The following is an 18,894-nucleotide window of genomic DNA, read 5'->3' on the forward strand; positions in this document are numbered from 1 at the left end:
GGTGACCCCCGACGAAGGGAGCTCGCCGTGGATGCGGCACTCATCGCACTGATCGTCATCGCCGTGCTCGTGATCATCGTGATCGCCAAGAGCGTGACGATCGTCCCCCAGGCGCAGGCCAAGGTCGTCGAGCGACTGGGCCGGTACAGCCGGACCCTGTCGCCGGGCCTGTCGATCCTCGTGCCGTTCATCGACCGCGTGCGGGCCACCATCGACCTGCGCGAGCAGGTCATCTCGTTCCCGCCGCAGCCGGTCATCACCGCCGACAACCTGCAGGTCGGCATCGACACCGTCGTCTACTTCCAGGTGACTGATCCGCGACTGGCCGTCTACGGCATCGCCAACTACATCACCGGCATGGAGCAGCTGACCACGACCACGCTGCGCAACGTCGTCGGTGGCCTCAACCTCGAGGGCGCCCTGACCGGCCGCGACGGCATCAACAGCCAGCTGCGCTCGGTCCTCGACGGCACGACCGGGCCGTGGGGGCTGCGCGTGGCGCGCGTGGAGATCAAGGCGATCGACCCGCCGCCGTCCATCCAGGACTCGATGGAGAAGCAGATGCGCGCCGACCGCGACAAGCGCGCCATCATCCTGACCGCCGAGGGTGCCCGTCAGTCGGCGATCACGACCGCCGAGGGTGAGAAGGCCGCGGCGATCCTCTCCGCGGAGGGCAAGAAGCAGTCGGCGATCCTCGAGGCGGAGGCCGAGCGGCAGAGCCGGATCCTGCGCGCCGAGGGTGAGCGCGCCGCGCTCTACCTGCAGGCGCAGGGGCAGGCGAAGTCGATCGAGACGGTGTTCCAGGCCATCCACGACGGCAAGCCCGACCAGGGGCTGCTGGCCTACCAGTACCTGCAGACGCTGCCGCAGATCGCCCAGGGCGACGCCAACAAGATGTGGATCGTGCCCAGCGAGTTCAGCAAGGCGCTCGAGGGGCTGGCCAGCCTGGGCGGCGCCGAGGGCGGGAAGTCGTGGATGGACGTCGAGCCGTCCGGCGACGGCGGCGGCGGCCCGAAGGACGGCGGCCTGGACACCAGCAGCTGGTTCGAGTCGCAGCTGCCGCGGGCAGCCGACCAGCCGGAGGCCAAGATCGAGCTGTCGTCGATCACCGACAGCGCCCCGGCGGTGCCGACACCGCCGCCGCTGTCGCAGGTGAAGCAGGACGTGCGGGAGTCCGGTCCCGCGGCGGACCCGCGCAACCGTCCGGCGGAGATCGACCCGCCGGACGCCGACCCGCCGTACGGCTCGCAGCAGTAGCAGCACGAGACACCGGAAGCTCTGCCTGCGCCCTCTCCGGGCGCGGGCAGAGCTTCCGGTGCTCGCTGGGTCTAGTCCTTGAGCAGGCCCTCGCGGAGCTTGGCCAGCGTCTGGCTGAGCAGCCGGGAGACGTGCATCTGGGAGATGCCGATGTCGGCGGCGATCTGCGACTGGGTCATGTTGCCGAAGAACCGCAGGATCAGGATCCGCCGCTCCCGGGCCGGGATGGTGGCCAGCAGCGGCTGCAGCGACTCGCGGTACTCCACGCCCTCGAGCGCCGCGTCCTCCTCGCCCAGGGTCGCCGCCAGGGTGGGGGAGTCGTCCTCACCGGAGAGCCGCTCGTCCAGCGAGCTGCTCCGGTACGCGTTGGCCACGGCGAGCCCCTCCAGCACCTCGGCGCGGGGGATGCCCAGGTGCTCGGCCAGCTCGCTGGGGGTCGGGGCCCGGCCGTTCTTCTGCGCCAGCTCGCCGACGGCGGCGTTCAGCGACAGGTGCAGCTCCTGCAGCCGGCGCGGTACGCGCACCGACCAGCCCTGGTCGCGGAAGTGCCGCTTGATCTCGCCGGTGATCGTCGGGACGGCGAACGAGAGGAACTCCACGCCCCGTGTCGGGTCGAACCGGTCGATCGCGGCGATCAGCCCGAGCGTGCCGACCTGCAGCAGGTCGTCGAAGGGCTCGCCGCGGTTGCTGAACCGCCGGGCGAAGTGCCGCACCAGGGGCAGGTGCTCCTCGACGAGGATCTCGCGCAGCCGTTCCCGGCGGGGGTCGTCCTTGTCGAGGGTGGCCAGCTCGGCGAACAGCGGCGCCGTGCGCTCGGCCCGGCGCCGGTTCTCCGACAGCGGTGGCGCATCGGGCTCGGGGGCGGCCGGCGGGCCGGGGAGGCCGGGCGCGGGCTCGTCCGGGGTCTCGACCGGCTGCTCGGCCGAGGGGTCGACGGGCGTGCCTTCGGTGGCGTCCAGGGGTTCCTCCTCGATGGAGTCGGCGGCGGCGGCCGACCTGCTCACCGGGCCACCGAGAGGTTCTCGTCGCCCACGCCCGCCGGGTGCTGCCCCGGCAGGTACTTGGCGAGGGCGATGACGGCGACCGGCGAGTCGCTGCCGGTCCCGCCCGGGACCTCGCGCTCGGTGGAGCGCCGGCCCTCGACCGAGTCGACCAGGGCGGCGAGGACCGCCCACCCGAAGCCGTCGGTGGGGACCTCCGTGCCGTCCGCGGTGGGCACCCAGGCGTTGATGTGCAGGCCGGCCCGCGTGGTCTCGAAGACGACCGTCAGCGGCGCGTCCCCCTGGACGATCGTCGACAGGGTGGCGCAGGCCTCGTCGACCGCGAGACGGAGGTCCTCCACCGCGTCGAGGTCGTAGTCCATCCGCATCGCCAGGTCACCGGCCATGGCCCGGACCGCGGGCAGCTGGGTCGCGGTGGTGGGCACCCGCAGCTCCAGTCGCTCCGCACGCCGTCCGTCCTGCGCGAGGGGGGCCCTCGAATCGACCATCCGTCGTCCGCTCCTTCGTTCCCGGCGCACTCGACCTTCGAGCCGCGGTGGTGCCCCGTGCCGGTCGGCCCGGCCACCGGTGGCGGCGCGGACCGGCACCGATCGGTGCACAAGACTGCTGCCTACCCGACCGGCGCCGGCGCCCAAACGTGGCCTGGACCACGGCGTTCGCGTGCCGGGCACGCGGTTGCCGCCACCCGCAGCCTGTTGTTGGCTGGCCCGAGATGAGCACCGGTCCCGGCAGTCTGCCACCCACCGACGACGGCGCCCTGGACGAGGGCTCCGCCGTGCTGCTCGCTGCCATGGAGACGTCGCCCGACGCGCTGTTCTGCCTGGCGGCCGACGCCGCCCGACCGCTGTGGGCCAACGCCCGAGCCCGCGGCCTGGAGGCCCGGCGCGGCGGCCTGCCCGAGGTCTCCGGGCGCCCGCTGGCCGACCTCGTCGAGGCCGCTGCGCGCAGCGGGCACACCGAGACCCTCAGCGGCGCGCTCGGGCCGGAGGGGCCGATGGTGACGGCCACGGTGCGGCCCATGACGGTCGCCGGCGAGCCGGGTGCCTTCGTGGTGATCGAAGCGCTCGCGGCCGACGACGTGCACCGCGCGCAGCAGGCGCTGCTCCCGCCGTCGCTGCCGATGCTCCCCGACGTGGTCCTGTCCGGCAGCTACCACCGGGCCACCGAGCTCTCCGCGGCCGGTGGCGACTGGTACGACGCCGTGCCGCTGGGCAAGGGCCGCGTCGCCCTGGTGGTGGGCGACGCCGTGGGGCACGGGGTGGCCGCGGCCGGCGCGATGAGCCGGCTGCGCGGGGCGATGCGCTCCACGGTGCTCGGCGACCCGGAGCCGGCGGCCGTGCTCGCCGCTCTCGACGCGTTCGCCGCCCAGATGGACGACGTCGAGGGGGCGTCGGTGTTCTACGGCGTCCTCGATGTCGCCACCGGGCGGCTGGTCTACAGCGCGGCCGGTCACCCGGCCCCGCTGGTCGTGCACGCCGACGGGAGCAGCACGTTCCTCGAGGTGACCGCCCGGCCGCCGCTCGGCAGCCTCCCCGGGGCGCCGGCGCCGCTGCACGAGGCCCAGCTCGCCCAGGGCGCGACGCTGGTGCTCTTCTCCAACGGTGTGGTCGCGGGGCTCGACGAGCCACCCGCCGAGGCGCTCGAACGGCTCGGTGCGGCCGCGCGCGAGGTGCTGGACGATCCGGGGGCCCTCGGCGTCGATGCCGCGGCCGGGCTGGCCGGGGCGATCGCCGAGGGCGTGCGCCGGCCGCACGGCTGGCTGGACGACGTCGCCGTCCTGGTCGCCCACCGGCGGGCCACCGCGCACGAGGCCCTCCAGCTGGACCTGCTCGCCGTGCCCTCCGCGCTGCCCGGCGTGCGCCGGCGCCTCAACGCCTGGCTGACCGACCTGGGCATGGGCGAGCAGGACCGGGTGGGTGTCATGGTCGCCGTCGGCGAGGCGTGCGCGAACGCCGCCGAGCACGCCTACCGGGGTACCGAGCCCGGGCCCATGTCGGTGACCGCCCAGGTCGACGTGGACGGGGTGCTCACCGTGACCGTGCGGGACCAGGGCACCTGGCGCCCGCCGGACCGCGACCCGGGTGACCGTGGCCGCGGGCTGCTGATCATGCGCCAGCTCGTCGACGGCGTGACCCTGGCCGAGGACCACGGGACGACCGTCACGCTGAGCTTCCGGCTGCGGCGGACCCCGGACGAGGAGATCGACGCGCACCGCGTCGTCGACGGTGCGGACGTGGTGGTCGAGCGCGAGGGTCCGCGCCCGGTCGTGCGGGCCCGGGGGGCCGTCGACGCCGCGGCCGCGGAACAGCTGCGGATCCGGATGCTGGAGGCCAGTCACGGCGGCGCCACCCCGATGGAGCTCGACCTCTGCGACGTCGGCCTGTTCAGCAGCGCCGCCGTCCGCGTCGTCCTGGCCGTGGCCCGCATCGCCCGGGACGAGTCCTGGCGCCTCGTCGTCCAGGCCCCCGCGGGCGGCGTGACCCGGCACGTGCTGGAGATCAGCGGTCTGGACGGGCTGGTCGAGCTGCGCTGAGGCGTGACTCTCCGTCCCGGGGGGTTTGCGGAGTGCCTGCGGTGCCCATTCCCCGCCCGTGAGACTGCGGCGCAGCGACGTGCACGGGCCCGGCTACCGACGCCGCAGAGCCGGGCGCGGCTTCGCGTACTACGACACCGACGGCAGCCTCATCAAGGACGAGCGGCTGGACCGCATCCGGGCCCTCGCCGTCCCGCCGGCCTGGAGGGACGTCTGGATCTGCCCGTGGCCCAACGGGCACATCCAGGCCACCGGGGTGGACGCCGCCGGGCGGCGGCAGTACCGCTACCACGACGCCTGGCGTGCCCGGCGCGACGCGGAGAAGCACGAGCGGGTGCTGGAGATCGCGCGCCAGCTGCCCGATGTGCGCGACGCGGTGCGGGCCGGGCTGCGCACCCGCGGCCTCACCCGCGAGCGCGTCCTGGCCACCGCCATCCGGCTGCTGGACCTGGGCGCCTTCCGCGTGGGCAGCGAGCAGTACGAGGAGGAGAACGGCACGTTCGGCCTGGCGACCCTGAAACGGGCGCACGTGTCGGTGCGCGGCGAGCGGACCTTCTGCTCCTACCTCGCGAAGGGGGGCATCGAGCGGGAGGTGGAGATCACCGACCGGTCCACGGCGACCGTCGTCCGCCAGCTGCTCGAGCGCCCCGCCGACGCCGGTGAGGACCTGCTCGCCTACCAGACCGAGGACGGCACGTGGCGGGACGTGACGAGCGCGGAGATCAACGCCTACCTCAAGGAGATCAGCGGCGCGGAGATCTCGGCCAAGGACTTCCGCACGTGGACGGCGACGGTGCTGATGGCCGCCGCGCTCGCCGAGGTGCCCCCGCCGACGTCGAAGACGGCCCGCAAGAAGGTCGTCAGCGCCGCCTACAAGCGGGTCAGCGAGCAGCTGGGGAACACCCCCGCCGTCTGCAAGGCCAGCTACGTCGACCCGCGCGTCGTCGACCGGTTCGAGCACGGCGAGACGGTCGCCGAGGCCCTGCGCGACGCCGACGAGGTCCTGTCGTCGGGGGGTGTGGCCGACCGGGACACGCAGAAGGTGCTGGAGGAGGCCGTCTGCCGGCTGCTCTCGGCCTAGTGACGACGAAGGCCCCGCTCCGGTGTGGAGCGGGGCCTCCGGACGAGGTCCTTCTTCAGCGGGCGTCGGCGATGGTGAAGAGGTCGATCAGCCCGGTCACCTCGAGCGGCCGGGTGACGGCGCGGGTCGTGGCGATCAGCCGCAGGGCGACCTCACGGCTGCGGGCGGACTTCTGCGTCTCGACGAGCACGGCGAGACCGGCCGAGCCCAGGAACTGGACACCGGACAGGTCGATCACCAGCTCGCGCGGCTGCTGCTCGAGCTGGCTGTCCAGGGTCGAGCGCAGCACGGGAGCGGTGAAGGTGTCCACCTCGCCGACGACCGTGACCGTGACAGCGCCGTCCTCGTCGGTGGAGGTCGAGAGCGTGATCACGTCGTCGAAGGGTGCCTCGGTGCCCTCGGTCGACACGTCGGGCTGCCCCTCGGCGGGCAGGTCGGAAGTGGTCACGGACAGTGGCTCCTCTCGGCGGAACCCGGACGACGGGCCGCCCGGACAATCTACCGCTGCACATCTCCGGGGGCCCGGGCCCCCGGCTCGCGGTGGTCGAATGTGTTGCGTGCCGGACCACCGGGCCCAGCACGTCGCGGCTACCTGCTGAACCGCTGACTCAACGTAGACAACCTGCCGCGCGCGCGCCAACCCACCCCCCGGACGGCACCCGAAGGGGCGCCGAGGGGTGGGTCGCTGGTGTGCGGGGGAGCGTCAGCCGTCGGTGACGTGGACGGCGGACTCCTCGGGGCCCTCGCCGCCCACGGGCTGGTCCGCGGTGGCCTCGACGTCGTCTGCGGTGCGGTTGGTGCCGGAGTCGCTCTCGGGCGTGGTCGAGGTGTCCTGCTCCAGCTGCGCGTCGGCCCGCTGCGGGTCCTCGGCGGGGCGGACGTCGGCCGCGTCGTCGGGGAGCTCGCGATCCAGCCGGCCGGCGAGGGACTCGCCCTGGGACTGCTCGAAGGCGGTGGTGCCGAAGTCGACCGTGGCGGTCGCGCTCTCGTTCGGCATCGGCTGGAACTGCGGGTCCTCCTTCCACGCCTGGGTGGGGGAGTCGTCCTGCGCGACGTCCGGGATGCCGTCGTCCGAGGGGAAGATGTCCCGGGCCGTCTGCCCCTCGGTCTGGGTGGTGCCGTCGTACGTACCGGGGTCGGTGCCGTCGTTGGCGGGGTTGGTCATCGGGCCTCCGTTCGTCGGCGGGCGTGCCCGCGCTCTCGCCCCCGGAGGGGCCGTGGGCCGGTCGGGGGACCAGCGTCGTTCCACCGCCCTACCCGGGGGCCGTGCGGCCATGCGCCGGTGTGCGTCGCGGCACTGCCGCCCCTCGCGGCATGGGAGCGCGTCCGCGGGGTAGCAGGGGGCCATGGCGATCGCAGACGAGGTCCAGCGGGTCGGGGCGCCGCTCCGCCGGTGGGTGCGCACCCAGAAGCGCGAGTACACCAACGGGGAACCCAGGCCGCTGGGCGGTGACCTGGGCGCCATGGGCGTGTACGCGGGCGTGGTGGCCGGTGGCGCCGTGGCGGTGCGGGCCGCGGGCAAGCAGCTGCCCGAGCGGATCCCGCTCGGTGACGCCGTCCTGCTCACCATCGCCACCTTCCGGCTGGCCCGCCGCATCGCCAAGGACCCGGTGACCAGTCCGCTCCGCGCGCCGTTCGTGCGCTTCGAGGGCGCCTCGGGGCACGCCGAGGTGGCCGAGGAGGTGCGGGAGCACGGCGGCGTGAAGCACGCCGTCGGTGAGCTGCTCACCTGCCCCTTCTGCCTGGCCCAGTGGGTGGGCACGGCGTTCGTCTTCGGGTACGTGACCGCACCCCGGGCCACCCGGCTGGCCGCGCTGACGATGACGACGGTCGCGGGCTCCGACGTCCTGCAGTTCGTGTACGACTCGATCCAGAACGGTGCCCTGGCCCCGGCCGACGAGGGGGCGGACGACCAGGGCTGAGGAGGCGACGGTCCTCCGTCGGGGGGAGTGGCCGCGTCGTTCGCCCTGCCGCGGAGGGCGCTCCGGACCTATCCTGCGATCTTGACCCGACTCCGGGTCGGGGACGCCCGGCGGAACGGGTGCGAGGGAGGGCGGCATGCGATCGATCTGGCGAGGCGCCGTGTCGTTCGGCCTGGTCAGCATCGGCGTGAAGCTGTACTCGGCCACCGAGGACAAGGACATCCGCTTCCACCAGGTGCACGCGGCCGACGGTGGCCGGGTGAAGTACCGGCGGGTGTGCTCGATCGACGGCGAGGAGCTCGAGTACTCCGACATCGCCAAGGGCTACGAGCTGCCCAGCGGGGAGGTGGTCATCCTCACCGACGAGGACTTCGAGGGGCTGCCGCTCACCACCCGCCGGGAGATCGAGGTGCTGGAGTTCGTCGACCAGTCCGAGATCGACCCGATCATGTTCGAGAAGACGTACTACCTCGAGCCCGACGGTCCCGCGGCGCGTCCCTACGTGCTGCTGCGCGACGCGCTGGAGAACGCCGGCCAGGTGGCGATCACCAAGATCGCGTTGCGGCAGCGGGAGTCGCTGGCGGCGCTGCGGGTGCGCGACGGCGTCCTCGTGCTGCACACCATGCGGTGGCCCGACGAGATCCGCACGCCCGACTTCGCCTTCCTCGACGAGGACATCTCGGTGCGGCCGCAGGAGCTGAAGATGGCCGAGGCCCTCATCGGCTCGATGACCACGGACTTCGACCCGGGTGAGTTCACCGACGACTACCGCGAGGCGATGACCGCCCTGCTGGAGGCGAAGCAGACCGGAGGCGAGGTGGCCCAGCCGGTGGAGACCCCCGACGACGGGGCCGCCGTCGTCGACCTGATGAGCGCGCTCCGGCGCAGCGTCGAGCGCGCCCGGGGCAGCGCGACCGCGGACGAGGAGCCCACGGCGCCGCCGGCGAAGAAGCCGGCGTCGCCCCGCAAGGCCGCCGCCGACAAGGCCGACGGGAAGGCTCCGGCGAAGAAGGCCGCCGCGAAGAAGGCCGCGCCGAAGAAGGCGGCCGGCCCGGCGGAGAAGACGACCGCCCGGGCCGCCGGCGACGACAAGCCGCCGGCCAAGCGGGCCCGCCGCAGCGCCTGAGGTGGTGGCTCCCGAGCCGGCCGACCTCCCGCTGCCGATGCTGGCCGTCCCCGGCGACCTGCCCGCCGACGACGGCGGGTGGGGCTACGAGTTCAAGTGGGACGGCGTGCGTGCCCTGGCCGCGGTGCGGGACGGGCGGCTGACGCTGGCCTCGCGCAAGGGTGCGGAGATCACCGTCCGGTATCCGGAGGTCGCCCGGCTGCCCGGCACGCTCACCGGTCGGGACGCCGTCGTCGACGGGGAGATCGTGCTGATGGACGGGCAGGGCCGCCCCGACTTCGGTGCGCTGCAGAACCGGATGCACCGCACCGGTCCCGAGGTGCCGCGGATGGCGGCCGCCGCTCCGGTCAGCTACCTCGTCTTCGACCTGCTGGAGCTCGACGGGCAGGACCTCCGCGGACGCCCGTACGCCGAGCGCCGCTCGCTCCTCGACGAGCTCGACCCGGCCGGGCGCCGTTGGGTGCTCACGCCGTGGTTCCCGGGCCGCGGCGCCGACGTGCAGGCCGCCAGCGAGGAGAACGGGCTGGAGGGGATCGTGGCCAAGCGGCTGGACTCCCCGTACCGCGACGGCGTCCGCAGCCCCGACTGGCGCAAGGTCAAGAACTTCTCCACCCAGTCCGCCGTCGTCGGCGGGTGGCGGCCGGGCCAGGGACGGCGCGCCGGCACCATCGGTTCGCTGCTGGTCGGCGTCCCCGACGACGAGGGGCGGTTGGTCTACGTCGGGCACGTGGGCACCGGGTTCACCGACCAGGGGCTGCGCGACCTGCAGCGGCTGCTCACCCCGCGCCGCACCTCGCCCTTCGCCGGCGCACTGCCGCGCGAGGTCACCCGGGACGCGCGCTGGGTGGAGCCCGACCTCGTCGGCGAGGTCGCCTACGCGGTGTGGACGGCGGACGGGCGGCTCCGGCACCCGGTCTGGCGCGGGGTCCGCGACGACCTGGAGCCCGACGACGTGGTGCGGGAGTCGTGAACGGCCGGCGCCGCGGTAGCGGACCGTGAGCCCCGCCAGGCAGCGGGTGGAGATCGCCGGGCGGCAACTGGCGGTCTCCAACCTGGACAAGGTTCTCTTCCCCGAGGTGGGTTTCACCAAGGCCCAGGTCATCGACTACTACGTGCGGATCGCCCCGGTGCTGCTGCCGCACGTGGCCGGCCGGCCCGTGACCTTCACCCGGTGGCCCGACGGGGTCGAGGGCCCGGCGTTCTTCGAGAAGAACAGCGCGCGGCACGCCCCGGAGTGGGTGCGCCGGGTGACCCTGCCGAGCCCGGGCAGCTCGCGCGGCCGCGAGACGCTGGACATGGTGCTGCTGGCCGACGTCCCCGATCTGGCGTGGGCGGCGAACCTGGCCGCCCTGGAGGTGCACGTCCCGCAGTGGCGGGTGGACGACGACGGGGTGGCGCAGCTGCCCGACCTGCTGGTGCTCGACCTCGACCCGGGCCCGGAGACCGGCATCGCCGAGTGCTGCGAGGTGGCCGAGCGGCTCGGCGTGCGGCTGGAGGCCGACGGCCTGGACCCGGTGGTGAAGACGTCGGGCTCCAAGGGCATGCAGGTGTACGCGCCGATCGAGGTCACCGACCGCGAGCAGCCCAGCCGCTATGCGAAGAAGTTGGCACAGGAGCTGTCGGCCGAGACCCCCGACGACGTCGTCTGGCGGATGGAGAAGGCGCTGCGGCCGGGCAAGGTGCTCGTCGACTGGAGCCAGAACAACCCGGCCAAGACCACCGTCGCCCCGTACTCGCTGCGGGCGCGGGCGGGGGCGACGGTCTCCACGCCGATCGGCTGGGACGAGGTCGACGCGGTCCGCGACGGCTCCCTGGATCCCGCGGCCCTGCGGTTCACCACGGAGCAGGTGCTGGCCCGCGTCGAGGAGTACGGCGACCTCTTCGACGTCGCCGGCGCCCGGCGCGCCCCGCTGCCGGAGGTCTGACCTCGGCCTACTCCCCGGAAGAGGAGCGGCCGGCCGGTGCCGCGGTCCGGTCGATCCACGTGCGCACTGCGGCGCGCGCGTCCTCGACCGAGTAGCGGTGCGGCCAGGTGACCAGCTGGAAGGCCAGCCCCTCGCTGAGCGCCTGGAGCTCCCTGACCGCCGCCTCCCGATGCGGATCGGGCGCGTCGGGGAGCACCAGGCGGACGACGAGGGCGTGCAGGCGGCGCAGGTCGTCGTCGACGGTGTCGGCCACGGCGCGGAAGGACGGGGACACGCGGGCGCGGGCCAAGAAGGCGTAGTAGACCGCGGCCTCCTGCCGGGTCTCCTCCGTCAACGGCATGGCCGCGGTGAGGAGCTGCTCGGCCACCTCTCGAGGCGACCCCTGCGGATCCAGGCGTGCGACGCGCGCGGCCGTGCGCTCCACCACGAGCCGCATCGCGAACAGGTGCAGCGCCTCCTGGCCGTCGAAGAAGGGCGTCACCGCGCCGAGCGACAGCCCTGCCTCCGCGGCCACGCTGCGCACGGTGGCCCCGGCCAGGCCGTCGCGGGCGACGACGCGCCAGAGCGCCTCGGCGATGGTCCGCCGGCGCTCGTCGGGATCCACGGACCGGGGCATGCGCCGATGTTAGTGGAACAGATGTTCCGCTACGCTGCCGGGCATGGCGGACCGCGTCCGGAGCCCTGCCGCACGCCGCGAGGCGGGCGCGCTGGCGGCCGCCGCACTGACCCGCGGGCCCGCCGAACTGCTCGACTTCCTCCTGCCGCTCTGGGCGGGCGCCGCCCTCGGGGCCGCCGCGGTGGAGGTCGGCCTGCTCGTGGCGACCGAGCTGGCCGTCTCCGTGGTCGCCAGGCCGCTGGCCGGCGTGCTCGCGGATGCGCGAGAGCGTCGGACCGTCGCCGCCGTCGGCGCGCTGCTGTACGCGCTCTCCACCGCCGGGTACGCGTTCGCCGGCGCGCTTCCCCTCGCGTTCCTGGCCGCGGTGGTCGGCGGAGTGGGAGGTGCGCTGCTGTGGGTGCCGCTGCGCGCCATGGTGGGTGAGCGGCTGGCGGTGGACCCCGCCGTCTTCGCGCGGCTGCTCTCCTGGCAGGAGACCGGCGTCTGGGTGGCCTTCGTGGCCGGGTTGTCGCTGCTGCCGGCGCTGGGCTACCGGGGGCTGTTCCTCGGTTGCGCCGCCGCCTGCCTGGTGGGTGCCGGCTTCCTGTACTCCGCGCCGATCCGGCCGGGCGCGGTGGCCGGTGCCGGGCCGCCTGCCGCCCTGCGGCGCACCGGCCGGAGACTGCGCCCGCTGCTGCTGACCGTCGCGGCCACCATGGCCGCGGAGTCCGCCGTCGGCATCCTGCTGCTCCTGCACCTGCAGCGCGGGCACGGTCTGGAGCCGGTGGAGATCGCGCTGGTCTACCTCCCGGGCGCCGTCGTCATGGGCCTGCTGCCCGGGCCGCTGCACCGCCTCGCCGTGGCGTTCGGCCGCCGCCGGGTGCTGGCGCTGGGATCGGTGGCCAGCGCGCTCTTCGCGGTCGGGTTGTCCTTCGCACCCACCCCGGGCGTGCTGGCGGCGGCGTGGGTCCTGAGCGCGGCGGCCTGGGCGGCGGTCATCCCCGTGCAGCAGGCGGTCGTCGCCGAGGCCGCGGGCGCCGGCATCGGCCGCGGCATGGGCCTGTACGAGGCGGCCACGCTGGTGGGTGCCGCCGTGGGTGCGGTGCTGGCCGGCGCGCTCTACCAGGGCGGGTCGTGGACGACGGCCTGCCTGGTCCTCGCGCTGCCCAGCCTGGCCGGCGCGGTGCTCGGGCCGTGGGCGGTGGGCCGGCTGGGGGTGCGGGACCGGCCCGTCGCCGCCCCGCCGGAGGTGGCGGTGGCTCCCGTGCCCGCCGGCGCACCCGCCGTCCCGGACGCAGCCGCCACCGCACCGGCGGCCGCCGTCGGGGACACCGCCGGGTCGGGCGGCCGGACGGCGGGCCGCCGCACGGTCGGCGCGAGCTCCCGCGGCCCGCGCCGGCAGCTGTCGCTCCTGGCCGCCCGCGCGGTGTTGTTCGTCCTCGTCCAGGTGGTGCTGGCGCTCGTCGACCTCTCCTGGGTGGTCGACGTGGCCTCCGCCGAGCACGGGTGGGACGCCCTCCTGCGCGGCGCGCGGCCCGGGCTGGAGGGATTGCCCGGCTTCGTCCACGGGGCGGGCCGGATCTGGGTGGTCGTGTTCGCCGTCGACGTCGTCTGGACGGCGTGCACCGTGCTCGCGGCCCTCCGCCGGGGCGGCCCCGACCGCGCGTCGCAGGGGTCTGGGACGATCTAGCACCGTGTCTGCTGCCCGCCCGCTCGACGACCGCACCGCCGACCTGGGACGACTGGTCGTCCGCTGCCCCGACCGGCCGGGGATCGTGGCGGCGATCAGCGGCCTGATGGCCGACGTCGGCGCGAACATCACCGACTCCCAGCAGCACTCCTCCGACCCGAGCGGCGGCACCTTCACCCTGCGCCTGGAGTTCGTGCTGGCCGACCTGGCCGCCCGGCGGGCGGAGCTGGAGCAGCGGCTGGCCGAGCTGACCCGCACGTGGCAGCTCACCTGGCGGCTGGTGGAGGCCGCGCACCGCCCGACCGTCGCGGTCTTCGTCAGCCGCACCGACCACGTGCTGCAGGAGCTCATCTACCGGGTGCGCGCCGGTGACCTGCGGGCCGACATCACCACCGTCATCAGCAACCACCCGGACCTGGAGCCGGTGGCCGCCGCGGCCGGCATCCCGTTCCACCACGTGCCGGTCACCCCGGGCACGAAGGCCGAGGCCGAGGCGCGGGCGCTGGAGATCGTGGGCGACGTCGACCTGGTGGTGCTGGCCCGGTACATGCAGATCGTCTCGCCGGAGTTCTGCGCCCGGTTCCCCGAGCGGCTGATCAACATCCACCACAGCTTCCTGCCGGCCTTCGTGGGCGCGAACCCGTACCAGGCCGCCCACGACCGCGGGGTGAAGCTCATCGGTGCCACCGCGCACTACGTGACCGCGGAGCTGGACGCCGGGCCGATCATCGAGCAGGAGGTCGCCCGCGTCGACCACCGCGCCACGGTGGAGGACATGCGCCGGGTGGGCCGCTACGTCGAGCGGCAGGTGCTCGCGCAGGCGGTGACCTGGCACGTGGAGGACCGCGTCATCGTCGAGGGCGACCGCACCATCGTCTTCGCCTGACCCGCAGGACGATCAGGTCACCTGATCGTTCGGGGTCCTGGCTCAGTGCTGGAAGTGAGCCAGGACCCCTGATGATCAGGTGACCTGATCATCAGGGCCTCCGCAGGGGGACACGTCCGCGATCGTTCACCCGCTTGTCTTGACTCGTTCAAGAAAAGCGCGTTGGATGGTTCTCGATGGAGACGACCTGGGCGCACGAGCTGCGGGAGGCCGGGCTGCGCGTGACGCGGCCCCGCCTGTCGGTGCTGAGCGTGCTGGCCGATCATCCCCACGCCGACGCCGACACGATCGTGACCGGCGCGCGGCAGCTGCACCCCTCGCTGTCCCCCCAGGCCGTGTACGGCGTGCTGAAGGCCCTCGTCTCCACCGGCATCGCCCGCCGGATCGAGCCCGCCGGGGCGCCCGCGCTGTTCGAGCTGCGGGTGGGGGACAACCACCACCACCTGGTCTGCCGCGCGTGCGGCGCGGTCGCCGACGTGGACTGCGTCGTGGGTGCGGCCCCCTGTCTGAGCCCGTCGGACACCGCCGGCTTCGTCGTGGACGAGGCCGAGGTCGTGTTCTGGGGGCTCTGCGCCACCTGTCGGAGCCGTGACCGGGAGGTCGCGGCAGGCACCGACTCCATGCAGGTCGAACACCAGCACCACATCCGAGGAGGAGCAGGAGCATGACCGACGTCGCATCGCAGGGCACGGCGCCCAGCCAGGCCGGCAAGCCGGTCCTGACCAACCGTCAGGGCCACCCGGTCTACGACAACCAGAACCAGCGCACCGTGGGCGCCCGTGGCCCCGCGACCCTGGAGAACTACCAGTTCCTCGAGAAGATCAGCCACTTCGACCGGGAGCGCATCCCGGAGCGCGTGGTGCACGCCCGCGGCGTGACCGCCTACGGCTACTTCGAGGCCGACGGCACCGTCGGTGACGAGCCGGTCAGCAAGTACACCCGCGCCAAGCTGTTCCAGGAGAAGGGCAAGCGCACCGACGTCGCGCTGCGGTTCTCCACCGTCGCCGGTGGCCGGGACTCCTCGGAGATGGCGCGCGACCCGCGCGGCTTCGCCGTGAAGTTCTACACCGAGGACGGGAACTGGGACCTCGTCGGCAACAACCTGGGTGTCTTCTTCATCCGGGACGCCATCAAGTTCCCCGACTTCATCCACTCGCAGAAGCCCGACCCGGTCACCTTCGAGGCCAGCGTCGCCGAGCGGGCCTTCGACTTCTTCAGCCAGACCCCCGAGGCCATGCACATGGTCTCGCTGGTCTTCAGCCCCCGCGGCCTGCCGGCCAGCTACCGGCACATGCAGGGCTTCGGCGTGAACACCTACAAGTGGGTCAACGCCCAGGGCGAGACCGTGCTGGTCAAGTACCACTGGCTGCCCAAGCAGGGCGTGAAGTCCTACACCGCCGAGGACGGCGCCAAGATCCAGGCGCAGACCCTGGGTGCCCACACCAAGGACCTCTACGACTCGATCGCCGCCGGCGACTTCCCGTCGTGGGACCTGCACGTGCAGATCATGAGCGACGACGAGCACCCCGAGCTCGACTTCGACCCGCTCGACGACACCAAGGTGTGGCCGGAGGAGGTCTTCCCGCTCCGCAAGGTCGGGACGATGACCCTCAACCGGATGCCGGAGGACTTCTTCTCCGAGAACGAGCAGATCGCCTTCGGTACCGGCGTCCTGGTCGACGGGCTGGACTTCTCCGACGACAAGATGCTGGTCGGCCGGACGTTCTCCTACTCGGACACCCAGCGCTACCGGGTGGGCCCGAACTACCTGCAGCTGCCGGTGAACCGGCCCAAGGTCGAGGTCCGGACCAACCAGCAGGGCGGCCCGATGTCCTACGGCCGCGACATCGTGGGTGACAACCCGCACGTCAACTACGAGCCGTCGATCACCGGCGGCCTGCGTGAGGACACCTACCCCACGCACGACGAGCAGGGCCCGGTCATCACCGGCCGGCTCACCCGCAAGCGGATCCCGCGCACCAACGACTACAAGCAGGCCGGTGAGCGCTACCAGCTCTCCGAGCAGTGGGAGAAGGACGACCTGGTCACCAACCTGGTCGGCGCCCTGCAGCAGTGCCGCCGCGAGATCCAGGAGCGGATGGTCTGGCACTTCTTCATGTGCGACGACGAGTGGGGCCAGCGGGTCGGCGAGGCCCTCGGCATCTCCGCCGACGATGTCCGGGGCCTGGAGCCGCTGCAGACGCAGACCCTGTCCGAGGAGGAGCTGCAGCGCGCGGCCAACCTCGGCAAGAACGGTCCGCGGGACGTGACCGGTCACGTCATGACGCACTGCGTGCCGAACGAGCGCGTGGTCGTCGCCTGACAGGCACCACAGCACCACCGCGGCGGGCCGCGACCGGGATCATCCCGGTCGCGGCCCGTCGGCCTTCTGCCGTGCCGAGTCGTCCTGGGACGACGGGGCGTACCGCTCAGTCGCGCTTGCGGTCCTGGTCGGCGAGGAACCGCTCGAACTCGGCGCCGAGCTCCTCGGCGCTGGGCACCTCGCCGGCGCCGCCCAGCAGGTCGGTGCCCTCGCGGGCGGCGGTGAACGAGTCGTACTGCTGCTCCAGGGCGGCGACGACGGCCACGTTGTCCGCCGAGCGGGCGATCTGCGCGTCGACCTCCGAGCGGTGGAGCTCGGCCGCCTCGCGCAGCGACTCGGTGGGCAGGCGCAGCCCGGTGAGCTGCTCCAGGTGCTCGAGCAGCGTGAGCGAGGCGGCGGGGTAGGTGGCCTGCGCGAGGTAGTGGGGGACGTGCGCGGCCACGCCGAAGGCGTCGACCCCGGCCTCGCCCATGCGCAGCTCCAGCAGGGCCGAGACGCTGCCGGGGATGCGTATCTCGCCCCAGTACACCGGATAGGACTCGATGAGCTGCCGTCGTGTGGCGTGGGCGGTGACGGTGACCGGCCGCGTGTGCGGCACCGGCATCGGGATCGCCTGGAGCGCGGCGACGGAGGTGATGCCGAGCCGCTCGACGAGCATGCCGACCGCGGCCACGAACCGTTCCCAGGCGTAGTCGGGCTCGGCGCCGTGGAGGAGCAGGAACGTCTCGCCGGCGTCGTCCTCGACGGCGTAGAGCGCGATCTCCGGGGCGGTGAAGCCCTCGTACCGGTCGGCGTTGAAGGTCATGCGGGGACGTCGGGCCCGGTAGTCGATCAGGCTGTCGGCGTCGAAGCGGGCGATGACCTCGTGCGGCAGCCCGGCCAGCAGATGGGCGCCGGCGAGCGTGCCCGCCGACGCGGCATCGAAGTCTCCGGCGAGGTCGTGCACCAGCACGAGGCCCCGGCGCTCGGCCGGGTCGTCGACGGCCGCCTCGCGGGTGAGGAACGGCTCCGCCGCCGGGAGCAGTTCGACCAGGTCCTCCGGTCGCTGGGCCACGGGGGCACCTCCTGTCGGGTCGTCCGGCGCGAGGCCGGGTCGCGCTGGCCGCTACAGCCGCGCGACGGCCCGCCGCATTCCCGGCGGGCCGTCGCCACCACCCGTCCGGGCGCTCAGCGGGTGGCCGCGTCCTCCTCGCTGGCCTCCGTACTGGTCGCGCCCGTGCCGCGCGGCTGCGTGGCGCTGGGCTCCTGCCCGCCGTCATGACCGGGCGGGTCGGCCTGCTCCCGGGACAGGCGGGCACCGGCCGGGTCGTCGACGATCTGCGCGCGCGTGCCGTCGGGGAGGACCTCGGGGGACTTCCCGTCGAGCTGGTCCCGCGCGTACCGGTAGCAGACGGCGATCAGCGCGGTCACCGGGACGGCGAGGAAGGCGCCGATGATGCCGGCCAGGCTGGCGCCCGCGGTGACGGCCAGGATCACCACGGCGGCGTGCAGGTTGAGCCCGCGGCCCTGCAGGATCGGCTGCAGGACGTTGCCCTCGATCTGCTGCACGAGGATCACGATGCCCAGCACGATCAGCGCCGTGGTGAAGCCCTGGTCGACCAGCGCGATCAGCACCGCGAAACCGCCGGCGACGAACGCACCGATGATGGGGACGAACGCGCCGAAGAAGGTCAGCACCGCCAGCGGCAGCACCAGCGGGACGTCGAGGATCCACAGGCCCAGGCCGATGAACAACGCGTCGGCGAACCCGACGATGGCCTGCTGGCGGATGAACTCCGAGAGCGTCGACCACGTCTTGTAGGAGAGCGCGGCCACGTGCGGGGCGGCCGGCTGGCCCGTCTGCGCGGCGAGCCACGGCACCCAGCGGGGGCCGTCCTTGAGGAAGAAGAAGGTCAGCACGAGCGCCAGCACCAGGTTGATCAGCAGGCCGCCGATCGCGGTGGCGCCGGTCACGGCGTAGCCGGCGATGTTCTGGGCGTTGCCCTGGATCGTGTTGATCGCCTGGTCGACGGCGCTGCCGATCTGCTCCTCGCCTAGGTTGAACGGCGGCCCGGTCAGCCAGTCCTGCAGCTGCTCCAGGCCGACGCTGACGCCTTCGGCGAGCTCCTCGACCTGGCCCACGACGGGAGGGGCGATGAGCGCGATGATCCCGCCGAAGGCGGCGAAGAAGGTGAGCAGGACGGTGATCGCGGCCGGCGCGGCCGGCCAGCCGTGGTTGCGCAGGAACCGGGTCGGCGGCCACAGCACGGTGGTGAACAGCAGGCCCAGGACGACCGGCAGCAGGATGACCCAGAGCTTGCCCAGGACGTAGCCGAGCACGATCACCCCGCCGACGATGAGCAGCAGCTCGCCCGAGGCGATGGCCAGCCGTCGGCTCGCCCGCTGGAGGCGCTCGCCCCGCTCGGTGGTCGGCACCGGCGCGTGCGTGGCCGGCACGACCCCGGCGGAGGGGGTGGGCTCGTCCGGCTCGACGTCGTCGGCCGTCTCGTCCGGTGGCGGCTCGGTGCGACCGGGCAAGCGGATCCTCATGCTGCGATCTCAACACAGATGCACGC

Annotated in this window: 18 protein-coding genes; 11 read left to right on the forward strand and 7 right to left on the reverse strand. The window is 73.6% G+C overall.

The window, feature by feature from the left end; genetic code table 11:
• The first annotated feature begins 27 nt into the window (after nucleotides 1–27).
• Nucleotides 28–1,257 carry an SPFH domain-containing protein gene (locus tag ACI799_RS15965; protein ID WP_456590488.1) on the forward strand — a complete coding sequence of 410 codons (1,230 nt, stop codon included), beginning with the start codon at nucleotides 28–30 and terminating at the stop codon, nucleotides 1,255–1,257.
• A 71-nt stretch (nucleotides 1,258–1,328) separates the two neighbouring features.
• On the opposite strand, the gene ACI799_RS15970 is transcribed toward ACI799_RS15965, so the two are convergent.
• Nucleotides 1,329–2,261 carry an RNA polymerase sigma factor SigF gene (locus tag ACI799_RS15970; protein ID WP_456590487.1) on the reverse strand — a complete coding sequence of 311 codons (933 nt, stop codon included), beginning with the start codon at nucleotides 2,259–2,261 and terminating at the stop codon, nucleotides 1,329–1,331.
• On the reverse strand, nucleotides 2,258–2,746 hold the full coding sequence (locus tag ACI799_RS15975) for an ATP-binding protein (RefSeq protein ID WP_456590486.1): 489 nt from the start codon (nucleotides 2,744–2,746) through the stop codon (nucleotides 2,258–2,260). Before ACI799_RS15975 ends, ACI799_RS15970 begins: the two co-directional genes overlap by 4 nt.
• 224 nt (nucleotides 2,747–2,970) lie before the next feature.
• Here ACI799_RS15975 and ACI799_RS15980 point away from each other — a divergent pair, with 224 nt between their 5' ends.
• Both ACI799_RS15980 and ACI799_RS15985 read left to right on the forward strand, forming a co-directional pair.
• On the forward strand, nucleotides 2,971–4,791 hold the full coding sequence (locus tag ACI799_RS15980) for an ATP-binding SpoIIE family protein phosphatase (protein WP_456613463.1): 1,821 nt from the start codon (nucleotides 2,971–2,973) through the stop codon (nucleotides 4,789–4,791).
• A 58-nt stretch (nucleotides 4,792–4,849) separates the two neighbouring features.
• Complete coding sequence (locus ACI799_RS15985) at nucleotides 4,850–5,872, forward strand: DNA topoisomerase IB (protein ID WP_456590484.1); 1,023 nt, start codon at nucleotides 4,850–4,852, stop codon at nucleotides 5,870–5,872.
• Between the two features lie 55 nt (nucleotides 5,873–5,927).
• On the opposite strand, the gene ACI799_RS15990 is transcribed toward ACI799_RS15985, so the two are convergent.
• Together ACI799_RS15990 and ACI799_RS15995 are read right to left on the reverse strand one after the other, a co-directional pair.
• Nucleotides 5,928–6,320: an STAS domain-containing protein gene (locus ACI799_RS15990; protein ID WP_091933845.1), complete on the reverse strand. Its 393-nt coding sequence runs from the start codon at nucleotides 6,318–6,320 to the stop codon at nucleotides 5,928–5,930.
• Nucleotides 6,321–6,575: 255 nt separating this feature from the next.
• The gene (locus ACI799_RS15995; RefSeq protein ID WP_456613464.1) at nucleotides 6,576–7,037 is read right to left on the reverse strand and encodes a hypothetical protein; all 462 of its coding nucleotides are present in this window, start codon (nucleotides 7,035–7,037) and stop codon (nucleotides 6,576–6,578) included.
• 181 nt (nucleotides 7,038–7,218) lie between these two features.
• On the opposite strand from ACI799_RS15995, the gene ACI799_RS16000 reads away from it, so the two are divergent.
• From ACI799_RS16000 to ligD (ACI799_RS16015), 4 genes are all read left to right on the forward strand, one after another.
• The gene (locus ACI799_RS16000; protein WP_456590482.1) at nucleotides 7,219–7,794 is read left to right on the forward strand and encodes a DUF1360 domain-containing protein; all 576 of its coding nucleotides are present in this window, start codon (nucleotides 7,219–7,221) and stop codon (nucleotides 7,792–7,794) included.
• 136 nt (nucleotides 7,795–7,930) lie between these two features.
• Nucleotides 7,931–8,920, forward strand: coding sequence for a non-homologous end joining protein Ku (gene ku / locus ACI799_RS16005; protein WP_456613465.1), 990 nt, complete (start codon nucleotides 7,931–7,933; stop codon nucleotides 8,918–8,920).
• A gap of 4 nt (nucleotides 8,921–8,924) precedes the next feature.
• A complete protein-coding gene (ligD, locus tag ACI799_RS16010) occupies nucleotides 8,925–9,890 on the forward strand; it encodes a non-homologous end-joining DNA ligase (protein WP_456613466.1) in 966 nt (321 codons plus the stop codon).
• 25 nt (nucleotides 9,891–9,915) lie between these two features.
• Nucleotides 9,916–10,845 carry a non-homologous end-joining DNA ligase gene (gene ligD, locus ACI799_RS16015; RefSeq protein ID WP_456590479.1) on the forward strand — a complete coding sequence of 310 codons (930 nt, stop codon included), beginning with the start codon at nucleotides 9,916–9,918 and terminating at the stop codon, nucleotides 10,843–10,845.
• A 7-nt stretch (nucleotides 10,846–10,852) separates the two neighbouring features.
• Here ligD (ACI799_RS16015) and ACI799_RS16020 read toward each other — a convergent pair whose 3' ends face one another.
• Nucleotides 10,853–11,461 carry a TetR/AcrR family transcriptional regulator gene (locus ACI799_RS16020; protein ID WP_456613467.1) on the reverse strand — a complete coding sequence of 203 codons (609 nt, stop codon included), beginning with the start codon at nucleotides 11,459–11,461 and terminating at the stop codon, nucleotides 10,853–10,855.
• A 43-nt stretch (nucleotides 11,462–11,504) separates the two neighbouring features.
• On the opposite strand from ACI799_RS16020, the gene ACI799_RS16025 reads away from it, so the two are divergent.
• From ACI799_RS16025 to ACI799_RS16040, 4 genes are all read left to right on the forward strand, one after another.
• Nucleotides 11,505–13,130, forward strand: a complete 1,626-nt coding sequence (locus ACI799_RS16025) for an MFS transporter (RefSeq protein WP_456613468.1) — start codon at nucleotides 11,505–11,507, stop codon at nucleotides 13,128–13,130.
• A 4-nt stretch (nucleotides 13,131–13,134) separates the two neighbouring features.
• Nucleotides 13,135–14,016, forward strand: coding sequence for a formyltetrahydrofolate deformylase (purU, locus tag ACI799_RS16030; RefSeq protein WP_456590476.1), 882 nt, complete (start codon nucleotides 13,135–13,137; stop codon nucleotides 14,014–14,016).
• A gap of 176 nt (nucleotides 14,017–14,192) precedes the next feature.
• Complete coding sequence (locus ACI799_RS16035) at nucleotides 14,193–14,684, forward strand: Fur family transcriptional regulator (RefSeq protein ID WP_456590475.1); 492 nt, start codon at nucleotides 14,193–14,195, stop codon at nucleotides 14,682–14,684.
• A complete protein-coding gene (locus ACI799_RS16040) occupies nucleotides 14,681–16,339 on the forward strand; it encodes a catalase (protein ID WP_456590474.1) in 1,659 nt (552 codons plus the stop codon). Before ACI799_RS16035 ends, ACI799_RS16040 begins: the two co-directional genes overlap by 4 nt.
• A 106-nt stretch (nucleotides 16,340–16,445) precedes the next feature.
• On the opposite strand, the gene ACI799_RS16045 is transcribed toward ACI799_RS16040, so the two are convergent.
• Together ACI799_RS16045 and ACI799_RS16050 are read right to left on the reverse strand one after the other, a co-directional pair.
• On the reverse strand, nucleotides 16,446–17,393 hold the full coding sequence (locus ACI799_RS16045; RefSeq protein WP_456613469.1) for a proteasome assembly chaperone family protein: 948 nt from the start codon (nucleotides 17,391–17,393) through the stop codon (nucleotides 16,446–16,448).
• Nucleotides 17,394–17,506: 113 nt separating this feature from the next.
• Nucleotides 17,507–18,868: an AI-2E family transporter gene (locus ACI799_RS16050; RefSeq protein WP_456590472.1), complete on the reverse strand. Its 1,362-nt coding sequence runs from the start codon at nucleotides 18,866–18,868 to the stop codon at nucleotides 17,507–17,509.
• Nucleotides 18,869–18,894: the final 26 nt, after the last annotated feature.

The organism is Blastococcus sp. SYSU DS0753 (assembly GCF_054051175.1).

What these genes read in the sequence shown, in the direction of transcription:
- ACI799_RS15975 (WP_456590486.1), bottom strand. Translation starts at nt 2,746, where the DNA reads ATGGTCGATTCGAGGGCCCCCCTCGCGCAGGACGGACGGCGTGCGGAG.
- ACI799_RS15980 (WP_456613463.1), top strand. Translation starts at nt 2,971, where the DNA reads ATGAGCACCGGTCCCGGCAGTCTGCCACCCACCGACGACGGCGCCCTG.
- ACI799_RS15995 (WP_456613464.1), bottom strand. Translation starts at nt 7,037, where the DNA reads ATGACCAACCCCGCCAACGACGGCACCGACCCCGGTACGTACGACGGC.
- ACI799_RS16000 (WP_456590482.1), top strand. Translation starts at nt 7,219, where the DNA reads ATGGCGATCGCAGACGAGGTCCAGCGGGTCGGGGCGCCGCTCCGCCGG.
- ku (WP_456613465.1), top strand. Translation starts at nt 7,931, where the DNA reads ATGCGATCGATCTGGCGAGGCGCCGTGTCGTTCGGCCTGGTCAGCATC.
- ACI799_RS16020 (WP_456613467.1), bottom strand. Translation starts at nt 11,461, where the DNA reads ATGCCCCGGTCCGTGGATCCCGACGAGCGCCGGCGGACCATCGCCGAG.
- ACI799_RS16025 (WP_456613468.1), top strand. Translation starts at nt 11,505, where the DNA reads ATGGCGGACCGCGTCCGGAGCCCTGCCGCACGCCGCGAGGCGGGCGCG.
- ACI799_RS16035 (WP_456590475.1), top strand. Translation starts at nt 14,193, where the DNA reads ATGGAGACGACCTGGGCGCACGAGCTGCGGGAGGCCGGGCTGCGCGTG.
- ACI799_RS16040 (WP_456590474.1), top strand. Translation starts at nt 14,681, where the DNA reads ATGACCGACGTCGCATCGCAGGGCACGGCGCCCAGCCAGGCCGGCAAG.
- ACI799_RS16050 (WP_456590472.1), bottom strand. Translation starts at nt 18,868, where the DNA reads ATGAGGATCCGCTTGCCCGGTCGCACCGAGCCGCCACCGGACGAGACG.